A 16503-nucleotide genomic window follows, 5' to 3' on the forward strand; every position below is an offset into this window, starting at 1 on the left:
TGGCGTTAGTCCGGTAAAACCGGCGTCCAGTCCACCGGCTTTTTACCGGCAGCGCTCAGCAGCTCATTGGTTGTTGAAAAGTGTTTGCAGCCGAAAAAGCCACGGTGCGCGGAGAGCGGCGAGGGATGCGGTGCCTGCAACACGTGATGGCGCTGGCGATCGATAATGCTGCCTTTCTTCTGCGCATGTGAACCCCACAGCAGAAAAATCACCCCTTCACAGTGCTGGTTAATCGCCGCAATCACATTATCCGTAAAAGTCTCCCAGCCAAATCGCGCATGGGAATGCGCTTTGCCCGCCTCAACCGTCAACACGGTGTTCAGCAACATCACGCCCTGTTTTGCCCAGCTCTCAAGAAAGCCGTGACTGGGCTTCTGAAAGCCTGGAATATCCTGCATCAGCTCTTTATAGATATTTTGCAGCGAGGGCGGCACCTGGACGCCGGGCAGTACCGAGAAGGCCAGGCCGTGCGCCTGATGAGGCCCGTGATAGGGATCCTGACCGAGTATCACGACGTTGACGTCGCCCAGCTCCGTCAGGCGAAAGGCGTTGAACACATCTTTCTGCGGCGGATAGACCGTGACACCTGCGGCGCGTTGATCGGCAACCTGCTTCAGGGTCTCGATAAAATAGGGTTTCTCTTTCTCTTCAGCCAGCACGTCGTGCCAGGTCAGCTTTTCAGCCATGTTTAACTCCCTTAACGTTAGTGCCATAAGCTTAGCGGTTCCTGCCGCTGACCTGAAGGCAAAAATAATTTGAATAATACAAATTAAGTTTAGGTAGCAGGGGTATTCAGATCAACGGGTTAGCTTAAAAGCGGTCGGAATACCTGATTAATATTGATACAGGTCAAAACTGTCCGAAATCAAAGGTGATATACCGGGGCCTCAAATTTGATTTATCCACGTATTACCCGGGAGACGCAATCATGATCACTGGTATCCAGATCACTCAATCAAACAATTCACAACTACTGAACTCCTTCTGGCTGCTGGACGAAGAGAAAGCCGAAGCGCGTTGCCTGTGTGCAAAAGCGGGCTACGAAGAAGATCAGGTTGTCGCCATCAGCGAACTGGGCGAATTCGCTTTCCGCGAAGTGCCGGTTGAAATCAAACCTCAGGTACGTGTTGAAGGTGGACAGCATCTGAACGTCAACGTTCTGCGCCGCGAAACGCTGGAAGATGCCGTTAAACATCCTGAAAACTATCCGCAGCTGACTATCCGTGTTTCAGGCTATGCCGTGCGTTTTAACTCACTGACACCTGAGCAGCAGCGCGACGTGATTACCCGTACCTTTACTGAAAGTCTTTGAGCAGCCTGAGTTATCGGCTGCTGAAAATTAGCGCAAAGCGCACACAGCAATTTTTATTAAGATTATGAATAAGATAAACAGTTAACTGCCCGGCACGCTGATGCCAGTGTCATGAAGAAAGCGCTCTGGCAGATAAAAGATTGTGAAAGGGCTGTTACTGATTATCAGATAAAAAAAATCGCCTCCTGTGAGGCGATTTTTTTATAGCTGCGATGATTTATTCCGCATTCTCGTTAGCTGGCGTACTGCCGCTTGCCTTGCGGCGTTTGCCGACATTTTTGGCATCACGATGGCGTTTTTTCACACGCGGTTTTTCTGTTTCACTGGCTTTCTGCTCTGCACGCTTCGCCAGAACCTTTTTCGACGGTTTGCCGGTCGTTTTGGCACTTGGCGCCCGCGTCTCAGGACGCAGCTCATCAATCACGCGCGCTTTGATCGGCTCGTTCACATAGCGGGTGATTTTGCCCAGCAGCACGAAATCGTGCGCTTCAACCAGTGAGATGGCGATGCCTTTACGGCCCGCACGGCCGGTACGCCCGATGCGGTGCAGATAGGTATCAGCGGTGCGCGTCATGTCATAGTTGAAGACGTGACTGACATCTTCAACGTCAATGCCGCGCGCGGCGATATCCGTCGCAACCAGCACGTTAACGCGGCCTTCACTCAGACGTTTAATCGCTTCGTTACGCTTCGCCTGCACCATTTCGCCTTCAAGATAGCTGCTACGAATCCCCGCTTCGTGCAGCCAGCTCACCAGCTCATGCAGACGTTCACGCTTACGCACGAACACGATGCTGCGCGTCACATCCGGCTGTTTCAGCAGATGGATCAGTAATTTGGTTTTGTGCTGCAGATCGTCAGCGCGGTAGTACCACTGCTGGATCTTTTTGCGCTCACGGCGGCTTGGGTCCGCTTCCAGCTCAACCGGATCGTTCAGCAGACGCTCGGCGAAGTCACGAATATTGTCGCCTTCCAGCGTGGCGGAGAACAGCAGGGTTTGCTTGCGCCAGCGCGTTTCAGCCGCGATGGTTTCGATATCCTGGGCAAAGCCCATATCGAGCATGCGGTCCGCTTCATCCAGCACCAGGGTTTCTACTGCGCGGCAGTCAAAGTTCTCTTCTTTGATGTACTGCAGCAGACGGCCAGTGGTGGCGACCACGATGTCCTGGTTTTCGCTGAACACTTCGGCATGGTTCATATAGGCCACGCCGCCAGTGATGGTGGCGATGTCCAGATGAGTATGTTTCGCCAGCTCACGCGCATGATCGGCGACCTGCATCGCCAGTTCGCGGGTCGGGGTCACAATCAGGATGCGTGGCGGGCCAGATTTCTTACGCGGAAAATCAAGGAGGTGCTGCAACGCCGGTAACAGATACGCGGCGGTTTTCCCGGTCCCTGTAGGTGCCGAACCCAGAACGTCACGGCCCTCCAGCGCGGGCGGAATTGCAGCAGCCTGGATCACTGTTGGGCGCGTAAAGCCTTTTTCCTGCAACGCTTGTAGCAGGCTTTCGTCGAGTTCGAGTTCGGAAAATGTGGTTACTGTCATGGTCTACCTCAGTTTGGGGCGCTGATTATAGACAGATCAGACTGAATCTTCATCTGTTAATCCGTTTCGGCTGCGCCTGGGGTTGTCTGCCGCGTGAATTCCCTCTGTTGTCACGTTACACTCATGCGCTGCCGTACGGCAGGAAAAAAACGATGGTAGTGACGAATGATGCAGGATAAGCCGCGTGAACGGCCACAGTTAAACAAGAACGGTTTTACCTTTAAACAATTTTTTGTCGCGCACGATCGCTGTGCGATGAAAGTGGGCACCGATGCCATTCTGCTTGGGGCCTGGGCGCCGGTTGCCGGGGTAAAACGTATTCTGGATATTGGCAGCGGCAGCGGGCTTATCGCGCTGATGCTGGCGCAGCGTACGCCGTCGCCGGTCAACATCGATGCGGTTGAGTTAGAACCGGAAGCCGCGCTTCAGGCGCAGGAGAATGTGCAGCAGTCGCCGTGGCCTGAACGTATTCGGGTTCATCAGCGTGATATCGCCGACTGGGCTGAACAGTGCGATAAACGTTACTCGCTAATCGTCAGCAATCCGCCTTATTTTGCGCCTGGCGTGGCCTGTTCGACTGCGGCACGGGACAGCGCCCGTGCGACTGCCTCGCTCGATCATCAGACACTGCTACGCAGTGCTGCATTACTGATTGAAGAAGAGGGGATGTTCTGCGTGGTGCTGCCCACCGCGACCGGCCAGGAATTCATCGCCCTGGCGCAGGCGGATGGCTGGCATCTGCGTTTCCGGCTGGACGTGGCGGAATATGCCCATCGTCCGCCGCACCGCGTCCTGCTGGGGCTGTCGCCGCAGGCCGGGGAAACCCTGCTGGAACGCCTTGCCATCCGCACGCCGGACACCCGCTATTCTGATGAGTGGTGTAGCCTGACGCGGGAGTTCTACCTTTTTATGTAGTCCGGCGGCGTCAGGATGGTTGGCCGCGCCTCGGGCAGTAAATCCGGGTAGTCGCGGATATAGTGCAGGCCGCGACTCTCTTTTCGCTCCAGCGCACAGCGCACCATCAGGTCAGCGACCTGCACCAGATTCCGTAGCTCCAGCAGATTATTGGAGAGGCGGAAATGACGATAATATTCATCGATCTCCTGCTGAAGCAGGTTGATGCGACGCAGCGCCCGCTCCAGCCGCCGGGTCGTGCGGACGATTCCCATGTAGTCCCACATGAATAACCGTAGCTCGTGCCAGTTATGCTGGATCACCACGCGCTCATCGGCGTCATCGACCTGGCTTTCATCCCATGCGGGTAGCGCAGTAACGGCTTCGATGGCGGGCAGGGTGCGAATCAGCTCCTCTGCGGCGGACCAGCCATAAACCAGACACTCCAGCAGCGAATTGGATGCCATGCGGTTAGCGCCGTGCAGGCCGGTATAACTCACCTCACCGATGGCATACAGGCCACTGACGTCGGTCTGGCCGTGCTGATCAACGACCACGCCGCCACAGGTATAGTGTGCGGCAGGCACAATCGGGATGGGTTCTTTGGTGAGGTCAAAGCCAAAGGTCAGCAACTTCTCATAAATCATCGGGAAGTGCGCGCGAACAAACTCCTCAGGCTGGTGGCTGATGTCCAGATACATACAGTCGACGCCCAGCCGCTTCATCTCATGATCGATGGCCCGGGCGACGATATCGCGCGGGGCGAGTTCGGCGCGCTCATCGAAATCGGGCATGAAACGGCTGCCATCGGGACGCAACAGCCAGGCACCTTCTCCGCGTAACGCTTCGGTTAACAGGAAATTCTGCGCCTGCGGATGAAACAGGCAGGTCGGGTGGAACTGATTAAATTCCAGATTGGCAACCCGGCAGCCGGCACGCCAGGCCATCGCGATGCCGTCACCGGAGGCGATGTCGGGGTTAGTCGTATATTGATAAACTTTGGCGGCACCGCCAGTTGCAACCACCACGGCCCGTGCCCGACAGGTTTCCACCTGTTCGCGATTACGGTTCCAGATCCATGCTCCCACCACGCGGCGTGGGCCTGGCAGGCCGATTTTATCTGAAAGAATCAGATCGACTGCGTTGGTGCGTTCCAGAATCCGGATGTTGGGATGGCTCAACGCCTGGCTTACCAGCGTCGTTTCAACCGCATGGCCGGTGGCGTCAGCGCTGTGCAGGATACGGCGATGACTGTGGCCGCCTTCCCGCGTCAGGTGATAACGCATGTCGCCGGCCGCCTGCGGATCGAGATCAAAGGCGACACCGTTGTCGATCAGCCACTGCACGCAGTGCCGGGCATTACTGGCGATAAACGAGACGGCTTCACGGTCGCATAATCCTGCTCCGGCAATCAGCGTATCTTCGATGTGCGACTCGATGCTGTCAGTCTCATCAAATACCGCAGCAATACCGCCCTGGGCGTAAAGGGTTGACCCCTCATTGACCTGCGCTTTACTGAGAACTGTCACCTGGTACTGTTTTGCCAGCCGCAACGCCAGCGACAGGCCAGCAGCACCGCTGCCCACAATGAGTACATCACACTGATAATCCGGGTTCGCATTCATCATAATGTTTAATTTACTAAACAAGAATAGGGCTGAGCATAAGAGCAATGGGAGTTGTTGTGAAGTATTTTAAACATCTGGCGCAGGTTTTTGTCTGATGATTTCCCAAAGTTACTTAATATCAGTGAGTTAAAACCGGGCTGCTTTTGGCGCGGTTTTTTATAGCAAACTTATTAAACCTAAAGGATTTAATGATGAAAAAGCTGTTGTCATAGGTTACTCTGCCTGCGATTTACGCTCCTTACACTGAACGAAAACGAAGAACCTGTGTAATGTCCATCGGAGCGGTAAATATCAGGGCGAGAAGTGAACTTCGCACCACATCACAACTCTAAGCGCATGCTTGCTCAGAACCATGAGATGTGCTGGCAGTTACTTTATGCGTATGAAAAATTTGGGGAGACATTACCTCGGATGAGCGAGCAGTTGACGGACCAGGTCCTTGTCGAGCGCGTACAGAAGGGAGATCAAAAAGCTTTCAACTTACTGGTGATTCGTTACCAGCATAAAGTGGCGAGCCTGGTTTCACGCTATGTTCCCTCGGGCGACGTACCTGATGTAGTACAGGAATCGTTTATTAAAGCGTATCGCGCGCTGGATTCATTCCGGGGCGATAGCGCGTTTTATACCTGGCTGTACCGCATTGCGGTAAATACAGCGAAAAATTACCTGGTTGCTCAGGGGCGTCGTCCGCCATCCAGCGATGTGGATGCTATTGACGCAGAAAATTTCGAAAGTGCGGGTGCATTAAAAGAAATTTCGAACCCTGAGAACTTAATGTTGTCAGAAGAATTGAAACAAATTGTCTTTCGTACCATCGAGGCGCTACCCGAGGATTTGCGTATGGCAATCACCCTCAGGGAACTGGACGGTCTGAGTTATGAAGAGATCGCCGTCATTATGGATTGCCCGGTAGGCACTGTTCGATCACGTATCTTTCGTGCGCGAGAGGCCATTGATAACAAAGTTCAACCGCTTATCCAACGTCAGTGATAACGGCTACTGGAAGGGTACATAGGCATGCAGAAAGAAAAACTTTCCGCTTTAATGGATGGTGAGACCTTAGATAACGAGCTGTTTTCCGCCTTGTCTAAGGACGCAGAACTACAGAAAAGCTGGGCAAGCTATCATCTCATTCGCGATACCATGCGCGGTGATGTGGGCGATGTCCTGCATTTTGATATTTCTGCGCGCGTCGCTGCTGCCATCGAAAAAGAACCGTTGCGTACGGTTACAACGCTGATCCCTGAAGCTCAGCCAGAACCTTCCCGCTGGGAAAAAATGCCGTTCTGGAAAAAAGCGCGCCCGTGGGCTGCGCAACTGACCCAGGTCGGTGTCGCTGCCTGTGTTTCACTGGCCGTGATCGTAGGCGTTCAGCACTATAACCAGCCAGAGGGCAGCGCCACGCAGACCTCTGACTCTCCGGTGTTCAATACGATGCCGATGATGGGCAAAGCGTCTCCGGTGAGCCTGGGCGTGCCGTCTGATGCATTTGACACCAACAGTTCTAACCAGCAGGTTCAGGACCAGCGTCGTCGCGTAAATGCCATGCTGCAGGATTACGAACTGCAACGTCGCCTGCACGCTGACCAGCTGCAGTTTGAAACCACTGCGCCAAAACAGGCGCAGGTTGATGTTCCCGGAAATCAATCATTAGGACAGCAACAGCAGTAATGAAGCCGCTTTGGTATGCTGTTAGCCTGCTGACAGGCAGCCTGTTGTGGTCATCTGCCGCCCCGGCGCAACCTTCTGCGTCCGGGGCGCTATTGCAGCAGATGGAGCAGGCAAGTCAGAACCTCAACTACGAATTCGCCTATATCAACGTTTCCCGCATCGGCATCGAATCGCTGCGTTATCGTCATGCTGTAATCGATAACCGGATATTCGCTCAGCTGTTGCAGATGGACGGGCCACGTCGGGAAGTGATCCAGCGCGGCAATGATATCAGTTACTTCGAACCCGGCCTCGATCCCTTTTCGCTCCCCGGCAATCACATTATCGATGCTTTACCGTCGGTAATTTTTGCTGACTTCACCAAGCTCGCCACAGCCTATGATTTTATTACCGTGGGCCGCTCGCGCATTGCCGATCAGATGTGTGATGTGTTGCGCATCGTTTCACGCGATGGCACTCGTTACAGCTATGTGGTCTGGCTGGATGTGGACACCAAGCTGCCGCTGCGCATCGACCTGCTCGATCGTGATGGCGAAACGCTGGAGCAGTTCCGCGTCATCAGCTTTGCGGTGGACGAAGGGGTGCGTAATCTGATGCAGGGGCTGGAGAAAGCCAATCTGCCTCCGTCGCTATCGGTGCCGAAAGGGGATGCGGTTACGCTCACCTGGCAGCCAGGCTGGATACCTGCCGGTATGTCGCTGGTGTCGCAGAATCGCCGCACGCTACCCGGTCTGAATAAAAATATGGAATCGAAGCTCTACAGTGATGGCCTGTTTAGTTTCGCGATCAACGTGACGCCGGCCGATAAAACCAGCACAACGCAGACATTGCGCACTGGGCGTCGTACGGTACAGACCGTTGTGCGCAATAATAACGAAATAGCGGTGATCGGCGAATTACCGCCCTCGACCGCAAAACGTATTGCGGACAGCATCGACCTGGGGTCACAAAAATGATGAGAGAATGGGCCACCGTGGTGGCATGGCAGGATGGCATCGCCACGCTGCACACCGAAGCAAAAACCTCCTGCAACAGCTGCCAGGCGCGTAAAGGCTGTGGCAGCCATATGCTGAATAAGCTCGGTCCGAAGAATGCCCACGTGATGCAAATCGCCAGCAGCAAGCCGCTGCAGCCGGGGCAGCGGATCGAACTCGGTATCAAAGAGAGCAGCCTGCTGGGTTCAGCGCTGCTGGTCTACATGACGCCGCTGTTTGGCCTGTTCCTGGTTTCCGGGCTGTTTCAGGCGCTGTTCAGCAGCGATCTGGCCGCCGCCTGCGGTGCGCTGCTGGGCGGTATCGGGGGTTTTATTGTCGCCAAAGGCGTTTCAATGAAATTCGGCGATCGGGAAGCCTTTCAGCCGGTCATTCTGAACATCGCCCTGCCTCCCGATGCGCTGCGTGTTGAAAGCGAAGCGTAACGCACGTCCAGGCCGCGCATCCCGCGGCCTTTGTCTGTTCTGCCTCGCGCAGATATCTGTTTCGCTTCCACCACGTTCCATTCTTTTATGCGCGGCGTTAACAGTGTAATATGCGTCGTCATTAATGAGGCTGACAGGATTGTGGGTAAAGAGCGATCTTCCTGAATGTGTCTGTGCTCAGGTTTTCAACTGAATTTTAAGCGAAGATATCCCAATAAATGAAGCACATAAGAAATTTCTCCATCATCGCTCATATCGACCATGGCAAATCTACGCTCTCTGACCGCCTGATTCAGATTTGCGGCGGCCTCACCGCTCGTGAAATGGCTGCGCAGGTTCTTGACTCTATGGATCTGGAGCGCGAGCGTGGCATCACCATCAAAGCACAGAGCGTCACACTCGATTACCACGCGAAAGACGGCCAAACTTACCAGCTCAATTTCATCGATACCCCAGGCCACGTAGACTTCTCTTATGAAGTTTCCCGCTCACTGGCCGCCTGCGAAGGCGCGCTGCTGGTGGTGGATGCCGGTCAGGGTGTTGAAGCGCAGACACTGGCGAACTGCTACACCGCGATGGAGATGGATCTGGAAGTGGTGCCGGTTCTGAACAAAATTGACCTGCCCGCTGCCGATCCCGATCGCGCCGCGCAGGAAATTGAAGATATCGTCGGCATTGATGCAACTGACGCGGTGCGCTGCTCCGCCAAAACCGGCGTCGGCGTTCCGGAAGTGCTGGAACGCTTAGTGCGCGACATTCCGCCGCCAGAAGGCGATCCGGAAGCGCCGCTGCAGGCACTGATTATCGACTCCTGGTTCGATAACTACCTGGGTGTTGTTTCCCTGGTGCGCGTGAAAAACGGCACCATGCGCAAAGGCGACAAGATCAAAGTCCTGAGCACCGGCCAGGTTTATAACGCTGACCGCCTGGGTATCTTCACCCCGAAACGGGTTGATCGTAATGAGCTGAACTGCGGTGAAGTAGGCTGGCTGGTCTGCGCCATTAAAGATATTCTCGGCGCACCCGTGGGCGATACGCTGACTACCGCACGTAACCCGGCAGACAAAGCGCTGCCAGGCTTTAAAAAAGTGAAGCCGCAGGTTTACGCCGGTCTGTTCCCAATCAGCTCTGACGACTATGAAGCGTTCCGTGATGCGCTCGGTAAGCTGAGCCTGAACGACGCCTCGCTGTTCTATGAGCCAGAAAGCTCAACGGCGCTGGGCTTTGGTTTCCGCTGCGGCTTCCTCGGTCTGCTGCACATGGAGATCATCCAGGAGCGTCTGGAGCGCGAATACGATCTCGATCTGATCACTACTGCACCGACGGTGGTGTATGAAGTCGTGACGACCAGCGGCGAAATCGTTCATGTCGACAGCCCATCCAAGCTGCCGGCACTGAACAATATCGAAGAGCTGCGTGAACCGATTGCCGAATGTCACATGCTGCTGCCGCAGGAGTATCTGGGCAACGTCATCACGCTCTGTATTGAGAAGCGTGGCGTGCAGACCAACATGGTTTACCACGGCAATCAGGTGGCACTGACTTACGAAATTCCGATGGCTGAAGTGGTACTCGACTTCTTTGACCGTCTGAAATCAACCTCGCGCGGTTATGCCTCGCTGGATTACAACTTTAAACGTTTCCAGCCTTCAGACATGGTACGCGTCGACGTACTGATTAACTCTGAGCGTGTGGATGCGCTGGCGCTGATTACCCACCGTGACAACGCGCCTTATCGCGGACGCGATCTGGTTGAGAAAATGAAAGAGCTCATCCCGCGTCAGCAGTTTGATATTGCGATTCAGGCTGCCATCGGCAACCACATCATCGCGCGATCAACGGTGAAACAGCTGCGTAAAAACGTTCTCGCCAAGTGTTATGGCGGTGACGTCAGCCGTAAGAAGAAACTGTTGCAGAAGCAGAAAGATGGTAAGAAGCGAATGAAGCAGGTTGGTAACGTTGAGCTGCCACAGGAAGCGTTCCTCGCCATTCTGCATGTCGGTAAGGACAGCAAATAAGGATTTCCAATGGCTAATATGTTCGCCCTGATTCTGGCGATAGCGACGCTGATTACTGGCATCGTATGGGTAATTGATCGTTTTAAATGGGCACCCGCGCGTCGCGCGAAACAGGCTGAGGCTCAGGCCCAGACCGGTAACGCGCTCGACAGCAAAACGCTGGCGAAGGTCGCTGCAAAGCCAGGCTGGGTTGAAACCACCGCATCTGTGTTCCCGGTGCTGGCCGTGGTTTTCATCGTGCGTTCGTTTATCTACGAACCGTTCCAGATTCCCTCTGGCTCGATGATGCCGACGCTGCTGATTGGTGATTTTATCCTGGTGGAGAAGTTTGCTTACGGCATCAAGGATCCGATCACCCAGACGACGCTGATCCCAACCGGTCAGCCGAAGCGCGGCGATATCGCGGTATTTAAATACCCAAAAGATCCGAGCCTGGATTACATTAAGCGCGTTATCGGCCTGCCGGGCGACAAAGTCATTTATGATCCTTACAGCAAAACGCTGACGGTGAAACCGACCTGCTCCGATGATAAAGCCTGTGACACAGCGTTAGCGGTGACTTACACCGACGTTGAGCCAAGCAACTTTGTTCAGACCTTTAGCGGCTTTGATGGCAACGAAACCGGCAACGGTTTTTATCAGGTGCCGCAGGGCGATACCCTGCGCGGTGGTTTGCGCCTGGGAACCCGCAAAGAGACAATCGGTAACGTGACGCATGACATTCTGCTGGTAAACGAAGCGCAGAGTCAGGCAGGCATGTATTATCAGCAGCCGGGTCAGCCGCAGGCGAGCTGGGTCGTGCCGAAAGGGCAATACTTCATGATGGGCGACAACCGTGATAACAGCGCCGACAGCCGCTACTGGGGCTTTGTCCCGGAGCGTAATCTGGTCGGTAAAGCGGTCGCTATCTGGATGAGCTTTGAGAAACAAGAAGGCCAGTGGCCAACCGGCGTGCGATTCAGTCGCATCGGTGGTATCCACTAACATTATTGTCTGATTAACAGGCAAATCGGGTGGCCTCCTCAGGGAGGCCACTGCACACCAAACGGAACGTGTTGGATTACCAGCCCCGTTTGGTATGCAGAGTCACAGACGCAACAAAGAACTGGAATCGCATGAACCCCATCCTGATTAACAAGCTTCAGCGCAAACTGGGCTACACTTTTACTCATTCGGAACTGTTACAGCAGGCCCTGACTCACCGCAGCGCCAGCAGTAAGCACAACGAACGCCTGGAATTTCTTGGCGATTCTATTCTTAGCTATGTGATTGCTAATGCCCTTTATCACCGCTTTCCGCGGGTTGATGAAGGTGACATGAGCCGCATGCGCGCCACGCTGGTGCGGGGCAATACCCTGGCTGAAATGGCACGCGAATTTGATCTTGGCGAGTGCCTGCGCCTGGGACCCGGTGAGCTGAAAAGCGGCGGTTTCCGTCGTGAATCGATCCTTGCGGATACGGTGGAAGCGCTGATTGGCGGTATCTTCCTCGACAGCAGTATCGAGCGGGTAGAGCAGCTGATCCTCGACTGGTATCAGAGCCGCCTCGACGAAATCAGTCCTGGCGACAAACAAAAAGATCCGAAAACGCGCCTGCAGGAGTATCTGCAGGGACGTCATCTGCCGCTGCCAAGTTATCTGGTGGTACAGGTACGTGGCGAAGCCCACGATCAGGAATTCACCATTCACTGTCAGGTGAGTGGCATGGCCGAGCCGGTTGTCGGCGTCGGCTCCAGCCGTCGTAAAGCCGAGCAGGCAGCGGCTGAACAGGCACTGATAAAATTAGGTCTTGAATAGATCTGTCGGGGTGACAGTGCCGGAACCGGCACTGAACCATTAACCTGACACTCTATCCCGGCGTCAGAAGACGCTGAATGACACATGACTCAAATAGCACTCTTTCGGCGCCGCATCAGGCGCTGAACAATTCAGGACTCGAATGAGCGAAAACGTTACTTATTGCGGCTTTGTCGCGATTGTTGGCCGACCAAACGTCGGTAAATCCACCTTACTGAACCAGTTGCTGGGGCAGAAGGTGTCGATCACCTCGCGTAAGCCGCAAACCACGCGCCACCGCATCATGGGCATTCATACCGAAGGCGAATATCAGGCGATCTACGTCGATACCCCAGGTCTGCACATGGAAGAGAAGCGCGCCATTAACCGTCTGATGAACCGCGCAGCCAGCAGTTCCATTGGCGACGTTGAACTGGTGATTTTCGTGGTTGAAGGCACCCGCTGGACGCCCGATGATGAGATGGTGTTGGGCAAACTGCGCGACAATAAAGTGCCGGTGGTGCTGGCGATCAATAAGGTCGATAACATCCAGGATAAAAGCATTCTGCTGCCGCATCTGCAGTTCCTGAGCCAGCAGATGAACTTCCTCGATATCGTGCCTATTTCCGCTGAAAGCGGCAAAAACGTCGATACCATTGCGGCGATTACCCGCAAGCATCTGCCGCAGGCCGATCATCACTTCCCGGAAGATTACATCACCGACCGCTCACAGCGTTTCATGGCGTCAGAGATGATCCGTGAAAAACTGATGCGCTTCCTGGGGGCTGAACTGCCTTACTCCGTTACGGTTGAGATCGAGCGCTTCGTGACCAACGAACGTGGCGGTTACGATATACACGGTCTGATTCTGGTTGAGCGCGAAGGGCAGAAGAAGATGGTGATTGGCAACAAAGGCGCCAAAATCAAAGTCATCGGAACAGAAGCGCGCAGAGACATGGAAGAGATGTTCGAAGCGAAAGTGCATCTCGAACTGTGGGTGAAAGTGAAATCCGGCTGGGCAGATGACGAACGTGCGCTGCGCAGCCTGGGTTATACAGACGATCTCTGATTCAATGGAAGGCTGGCAACGCGCCTTTGTGCTGCATAGTCGCCCCTTCAGCGAAACCAGTCTGCTGCTCGACCTGTTCAGCGAAAGCGAAGGGCGGGTGCGGGTTCTGGCCAAGGGCGCACGTTCGCGGCGCTCGCAGCTGAAGGGGGCGTTACAGCCTTTTACCCCGCTGCTGGTTCGCTGGAGCGGGCGCGGGGAAGTCAAAACTCTGCGCAATGCCGAAGCGGTGTCCCTGGCCTTACCGCTCAGCGGCATCACGCTCTACTGCGGTCTCTACGTTAATGAGCTGGTCTCTCGCGTATTGCAGCAGGAATTCCCCTTCTCAGAACTCTTCTTCGACTATCTCAACTGCCTTCAGGCATTAGCCTCAACGCACGGCAAGCCCGAACCGGCACTGCGGCGTTTTGAACTGGCGTTGCTAGGTCACCTGGGTTATGGCGTCGACTTCCTGCACTGCGCCGGTAGCGGCGAGCCGGTCAGCGACAACATGACGTACAGCTACCGCGAAGAGCGCGGCTTTATTGCCAGCCTGGTGGTCAATCAGCGCAGCTTTACCGGCCGCGAATTGCGCGCCCTGTGCGAGCGAGAGTTTCCCGATGCCGACACTCTGCGCGCCGCGAAGCGGTTTACCCGCATCGCCCTGAAGCCCTATCTTGGTGGCAAGCCGCTGAAGAGTCAGGAGCTGTTCCGCCAGTTTATCCCGAAGAAAAAGCCTGAACAGGCAGAAGAATAGCGCGGGTCGTACCGCCTGTTTCACTTTGCGCGGTACACTCAACATCACGATGAAAAAGAAGTGAGGACGGTCATGGCTGAGTTGCTGTTAGGCGTCAATATCGATCACATTGCCACGGTGCGTAACGCCCGTGGGACAAACTATCCCGATCCGGTGCAGGCGGCGTTTATCGCCGAGCAGGCGGGCGCAGACGGCATTACCGTGCACCTGCGCGAAGATCGCCGTCACATCACTGACCGCGACGTGCGTATCCTGCGTGACACCATCCAGACGCGGATGAATCTGGAGATGGCGGTCACCGATGAGATGATCGGCATCGCCTGTGATATCCAGCCCCATTTCTGCTGTCTGGTGCCGGAAAAGCGTCAGGAAGTGACCACTGAAGGCGGGCTGGATGTGGCGGGGCAGCAGGAGAAGATGAACGCGGCCGTACGACTGCTGAGTGACGCAGGCATTCTGGTTTCGCTGTTTATCGATGCCGATCACCGTCAGATTGAAGCGGCCGTGGCCAGCGGCGCGCCTTACATCGAAATTCATACCGGCGCTTACGCCGAAGCACCAGAGGGACTGGCGCGTGACGCGGAGCTGGCGCGTATCCGTCACGCCGCGACCTTTGCCGCCAGCCTGGGACTGAAGGTCAATGCCGGTCACGGTCTGACCTACCACAACGTGCTGCCGATTGCGGCGCTGCCGGAAATGCATGAGCTGAATATCGGCCATGCGATTATTGGCCGCGCGGTGATGAGTGGCCTGCCGGATGCGGTGAAAGAGATGAAGCAGCTGCTGCGTGAAGCCCGTCGCTGATGGCTATTCTGGGACTGGGTACGGACATCGTTGAGATTGAACGTATCGCCGGGGTGATAGAGCGCTCCGGCGACCGGCTGGCGCGGCGGGTGCTGAGCGAAGCCGAATGGCAGCAATATCAGTCGCACAAGCAGCCGGTGCGCTTTCTCTCTAAACGCTTTGCGGTAAAAGAGGCGGCAGCAAAAGCCTTTGGCACCGGCATTCGCGGTGGTCTGGCGTTTAATCAGTTTGAAGTTTATAACGATGCGCTGGGGAAACCGGGATTACGCTTCTTTCAGCATGCCGCTGAAGTGGCAGAGAGGCTGGGCGTTAAACACGTTCACGTGACGCTGGCCGATGAGCGTCACTACGCCTGCGCCACGGTGATCATTGAAAGCTAGCCGTGCAGCAGCACGAACTTCTCCCACAGTACATCACGTGATTCGGTGTGCTGTGGGTCAATGATGATGGTGTTGTCGATGGGGCATACCTGCTGACAGGTTGGCGTCTCATAGTGCCCGACGCATTCCGTGCAGCGGCTGACATCAATCTCATAGATCGCATCGCCCAGTGAAATGGCCTGGTTCGGGCACTCCGGTTCACACATATCGCAGTTAATGCATCTGGACGTAATCAACAGCGCCATTTTACCCACCTGATAACAACAGAAAAAGCGCGGGTATTATACGCGCTGCCGCTGATCAGACCAGCTTTTTCACCAGCGCTTCGCTGTGGCGAATATGACTGGACGCGCGTTCCGGATCGTTTTGCACCAGTGCCATAAACAGCAGATCGGTCAGTGCCAGCTGCGCCGTGGTCGAGGAGATGGCCGCGCTGCGGGTACTCTGCTCTTCCGCCACCGTATAGAGACAGTAACTGGCGCTCTGCTGCAGCGTATTCGGCGTAAAACCGGTAAACGCCACCACATCGGCGCCTACCTGAACCGCCTCCTGCGCGGCCAGATTGATCTCCCGCCGTTCACCGGTGTAAGAGATGGCGAGCAGCACATCGCCGGGCCCCATCGCCTGCACGCTGGCCAGCAGGGCGTGCATATCCTGCTCTGCCACCGCATTGATGCCGATCTTCATCAGCTTCCAGGAGAAGTCCTTCGCCACCAGACCCGAAGCGCCGATGCCCACCAGTAAAATACGCCGGGCATTTTTCAGCAGCTGCAACACATCGTTGAGCTTCTCTTCACTGTTGATATCCAGCGTGGCGCGGATCGCCGAGAGTTTCTCCGTCAGCAGCTTCTCACCCACCATTTTAAGGGGATCGTCGCTGAGGATATGGTTATGCACGGTAATGGCATCTTTGTCCGCCAGTGATTCACTCAGGGCCAGCTTAAGCGCCGGAAAACCTTTGTATCCCAGTTTCTGAGCAAACTTCACCACGCTCGACTGGCTGACGCCAGACTCTTCCGCCAGCTTTTGCGAACTCAGGTGGCGCGCCCGATCGGGTTGCGACAGTAAAAAATCAGCCAGCCGACGCTCGTTCAATGCCAGACGTGGATAAAGCTGGCGAATGCGCAGCAATGAACTCATGCCCAATCCTCGTAATTCAGGGATAATCTGTGAAGAATAAACTATTCATCAGGCATTGTAGTCATCGGAATTAAAAATGACAGTCATCGCCGTAGCGCCTGATGATGGCTACACTA

Annotated in this window: 18 protein-coding genes; 13 read left to right on the top strand and 5 right to left on the bottom strand. The window is 55.2% G+C overall.

Annotation, left to right across the window (positions count from 1 at the left end; genetic code table 11):
• Positions 1 to 5: 5 nt before the first annotated feature.
• Complete coding sequence (ung, locus tag HFD94_RS16000; RefSeq protein ID WP_022624103.1) at positions 6 to 686, bottom strand: uracil-DNA glycosylase; 681 nt, start codon at positions 684 to 686, stop codon at positions 6 to 8.
• 242 nt (positions 687 to 928) lie between these two features.
• Here ung and grcA point away from each other — a divergent pair, with 242 nt between their 5' ends.
• Positions 929 to 1312, top strand: a complete 384-nt coding sequence (gene grcA, locus HFD94_RS16005) for an autonomous glycyl radical cofactor GrcA (RefSeq protein WP_010257678.1) — start codon at positions 929 to 931, stop codon at positions 1310 to 1312.
• A 217-nt stretch (positions 1313 to 1529) separates the two neighbouring features.
• Here grcA and srmB read toward each other — a convergent pair whose 3' ends face one another.
• Positions 1530 to 2858: an ATP-dependent RNA helicase SrmB gene (gene srmB, locus HFD94_RS16010; protein ID WP_010257676.1), complete on the bottom strand. Its 1329-nt coding sequence runs from the start codon at positions 2856 to 2858 to the stop codon at positions 1530 to 1532.
• A gap of 165 nt (positions 2859 to 3023) precedes the next feature.
• Between srmB and HFD94_RS16015 the strand changes: the two genes are divergently transcribed.
• Complete coding sequence (locus tag HFD94_RS16015) at positions 3024 to 3773, top strand: tRNA1(Val) (adenine(37)-N6)-methyltransferase (RefSeq protein WP_122889754.1); 750 nt, start codon at positions 3024 to 3026, stop codon at positions 3771 to 3773.
• On the opposite strand, the gene nadB is transcribed toward HFD94_RS16015, so the two are convergent.
• Positions 3758 to 5377, bottom strand: a complete 1620-nt coding sequence (gene nadB / locus HFD94_RS16020) for an L-aspartate oxidase (protein ID WP_010671303.1) — start codon at positions 5375 to 5377, stop codon at positions 3758 to 3760. The genes HFD94_RS16015 and nadB overlap by 16 nt on opposite strands.
• A gap of 414 nt (positions 5378 to 5791) precedes the next feature.
• Here nadB and rpoE point away from each other — a divergent pair, with 414 nt between their 5' ends.
• The 11 genes from rpoE (at position 5792) to acpS (ending at position 15247) form a co-directional block, all read left to right on the top strand.
• Positions 5792 to 6370: an RNA polymerase sigma factor RpoE gene (rpoE, locus tag HFD94_RS16025; protein ID WP_010257669.1), complete on the top strand. Its 579-nt coding sequence runs from the start codon at positions 5792 to 5794 to the stop codon at positions 6368 to 6370.
• A 27-nt stretch (positions 6371 to 6397) separates the two neighbouring features.
• Positions 6398 to 7051: an anti-sigma-E factor RseA gene (gene rseA, locus HFD94_RS16030; RefSeq protein ID WP_010257667.1), complete on the top strand. Its 654-nt coding sequence runs from the start codon at positions 6398 to 6400 to the stop codon at positions 7049 to 7051.
• The gene (gene rseB, locus HFD94_RS16035; protein WP_010257666.1) at positions 7051 to 8007 is read left to right on the top strand and encodes a sigma-E factor regulatory protein RseB; all 957 of its coding nucleotides are present in this window, start codon (positions 7051 to 7053) and stop codon (positions 8005 to 8007) included. The genes rseA and rseB overlap by 1 nt, the downstream gene beginning before the upstream one ends.
• On the top strand, positions 8004 to 8468 hold the full coding sequence (gene rseC / locus HFD94_RS16040; protein ID WP_010257664.1) for a SoxR-reducing system protein RseC: 465 nt from the start codon (positions 8004 to 8006) through the stop codon (positions 8466 to 8468). The genes rseB and rseC overlap by 4 nt, the downstream gene beginning before the upstream one ends.
• A gap of 218 nt (positions 8469 to 8686) precedes the next feature.
• Positions 8687 to 10486, top strand: a complete 1800-nt coding sequence (gene lepA, locus HFD94_RS16045) for a translation elongation factor 4 (protein WP_010257661.1) — start codon at positions 8687 to 8689, stop codon at positions 10484 to 10486.
• A 9-nt stretch (positions 10487 to 10495) separates the two neighbouring features.
• On the top strand, positions 10496 to 11470 hold the full coding sequence (lepB, locus tag HFD94_RS16050) for a signal peptidase I (protein ID WP_010257658.1): 975 nt from the start codon (positions 10496 to 10498) through the stop codon (positions 11468 to 11470).
• 131 nt (positions 11471 to 11601) lie between these two features.
• Positions 11602 to 12282, top strand: coding sequence for a ribonuclease III (rnc, locus tag HFD94_RS16055; protein WP_167430204.1), 681 nt, complete (start codon positions 11602 to 11604; stop codon positions 12280 to 12282).
• Positions 12283 to 12424: 142 nt separating this feature from the next.
• A complete protein-coding gene (gene era / locus HFD94_RS16060; RefSeq protein ID WP_010257653.1) occupies positions 12425 to 13330 on the top strand; it encodes a GTPase Era in 906 nt (301 codons plus the stop codon).
• A gap of 4 nt (positions 13331 to 13334) precedes the next feature.
• Positions 13335 to 14063 carry a DNA repair protein RecO gene (gene recO, locus HFD94_RS16065; protein ID WP_010257651.1) on the top strand — a complete coding sequence of 243 codons (729 nt, stop codon included), beginning with the start codon at positions 13335 to 13337 and terminating at the stop codon, positions 14061 to 14063.
• A 72-nt stretch (positions 14064 to 14135) separates the two neighbouring features.
• The gene (gene pdxJ, locus HFD94_RS16070) at positions 14136 to 14867 is read left to right on the top strand and encodes a pyridoxine 5'-phosphate synthase (protein WP_010257647.1); all 732 of its coding nucleotides are present in this window, start codon (positions 14136 to 14138) and stop codon (positions 14865 to 14867) included.
• Positions 14867 to 15247 (top strand): holo-ACP synthase, encoded by a 381-nt coding sequence (gene acpS / locus HFD94_RS16075; protein WP_033758661.1) that lies wholly within the window; start codon positions 14867 to 14869, stop codon positions 15245 to 15247. Before pdxJ ends, acpS begins: the two co-directional genes overlap by 1 nt.
• Here acpS and HFD94_RS16080 read toward each other — a convergent pair.
• Both HFD94_RS16080 and HFD94_RS16085 read right to left on the bottom strand, forming a co-directional pair.
• Positions 15244 to 15492, bottom strand: coding sequence for a YfhL family 4Fe-4S dicluster ferredoxin (locus tag HFD94_RS16080; protein ID WP_031592510.1), 249 nt, complete (start codon positions 15490 to 15492; stop codon positions 15244 to 15246). The genes acpS and HFD94_RS16080 overlap by 4 nt on opposite strands.
• Before the next feature lie 55 nt (positions 15493 to 15547).
• Positions 15548 to 16387 (bottom strand): MurR/RpiR family transcriptional regulator, encoded by an 840-nt coding sequence (locus HFD94_RS16085; RefSeq protein ID WP_010257643.1) that lies wholly within the window; start codon positions 16385 to 16387, stop codon positions 15548 to 15550.
• Positions 16388 to 16503 lie beyond the last annotated feature (116 nt).

It is taken from the genome of Pantoea sp. EKM20T, from assembly GCF_011800485.1.
Taxonomy (GTDB): Bacteria; Pseudomonadota; Gammaproteobacteria; order Enterobacterales; family Enterobacteriaceae; genus Pantoea; species Pantoea agglomerans.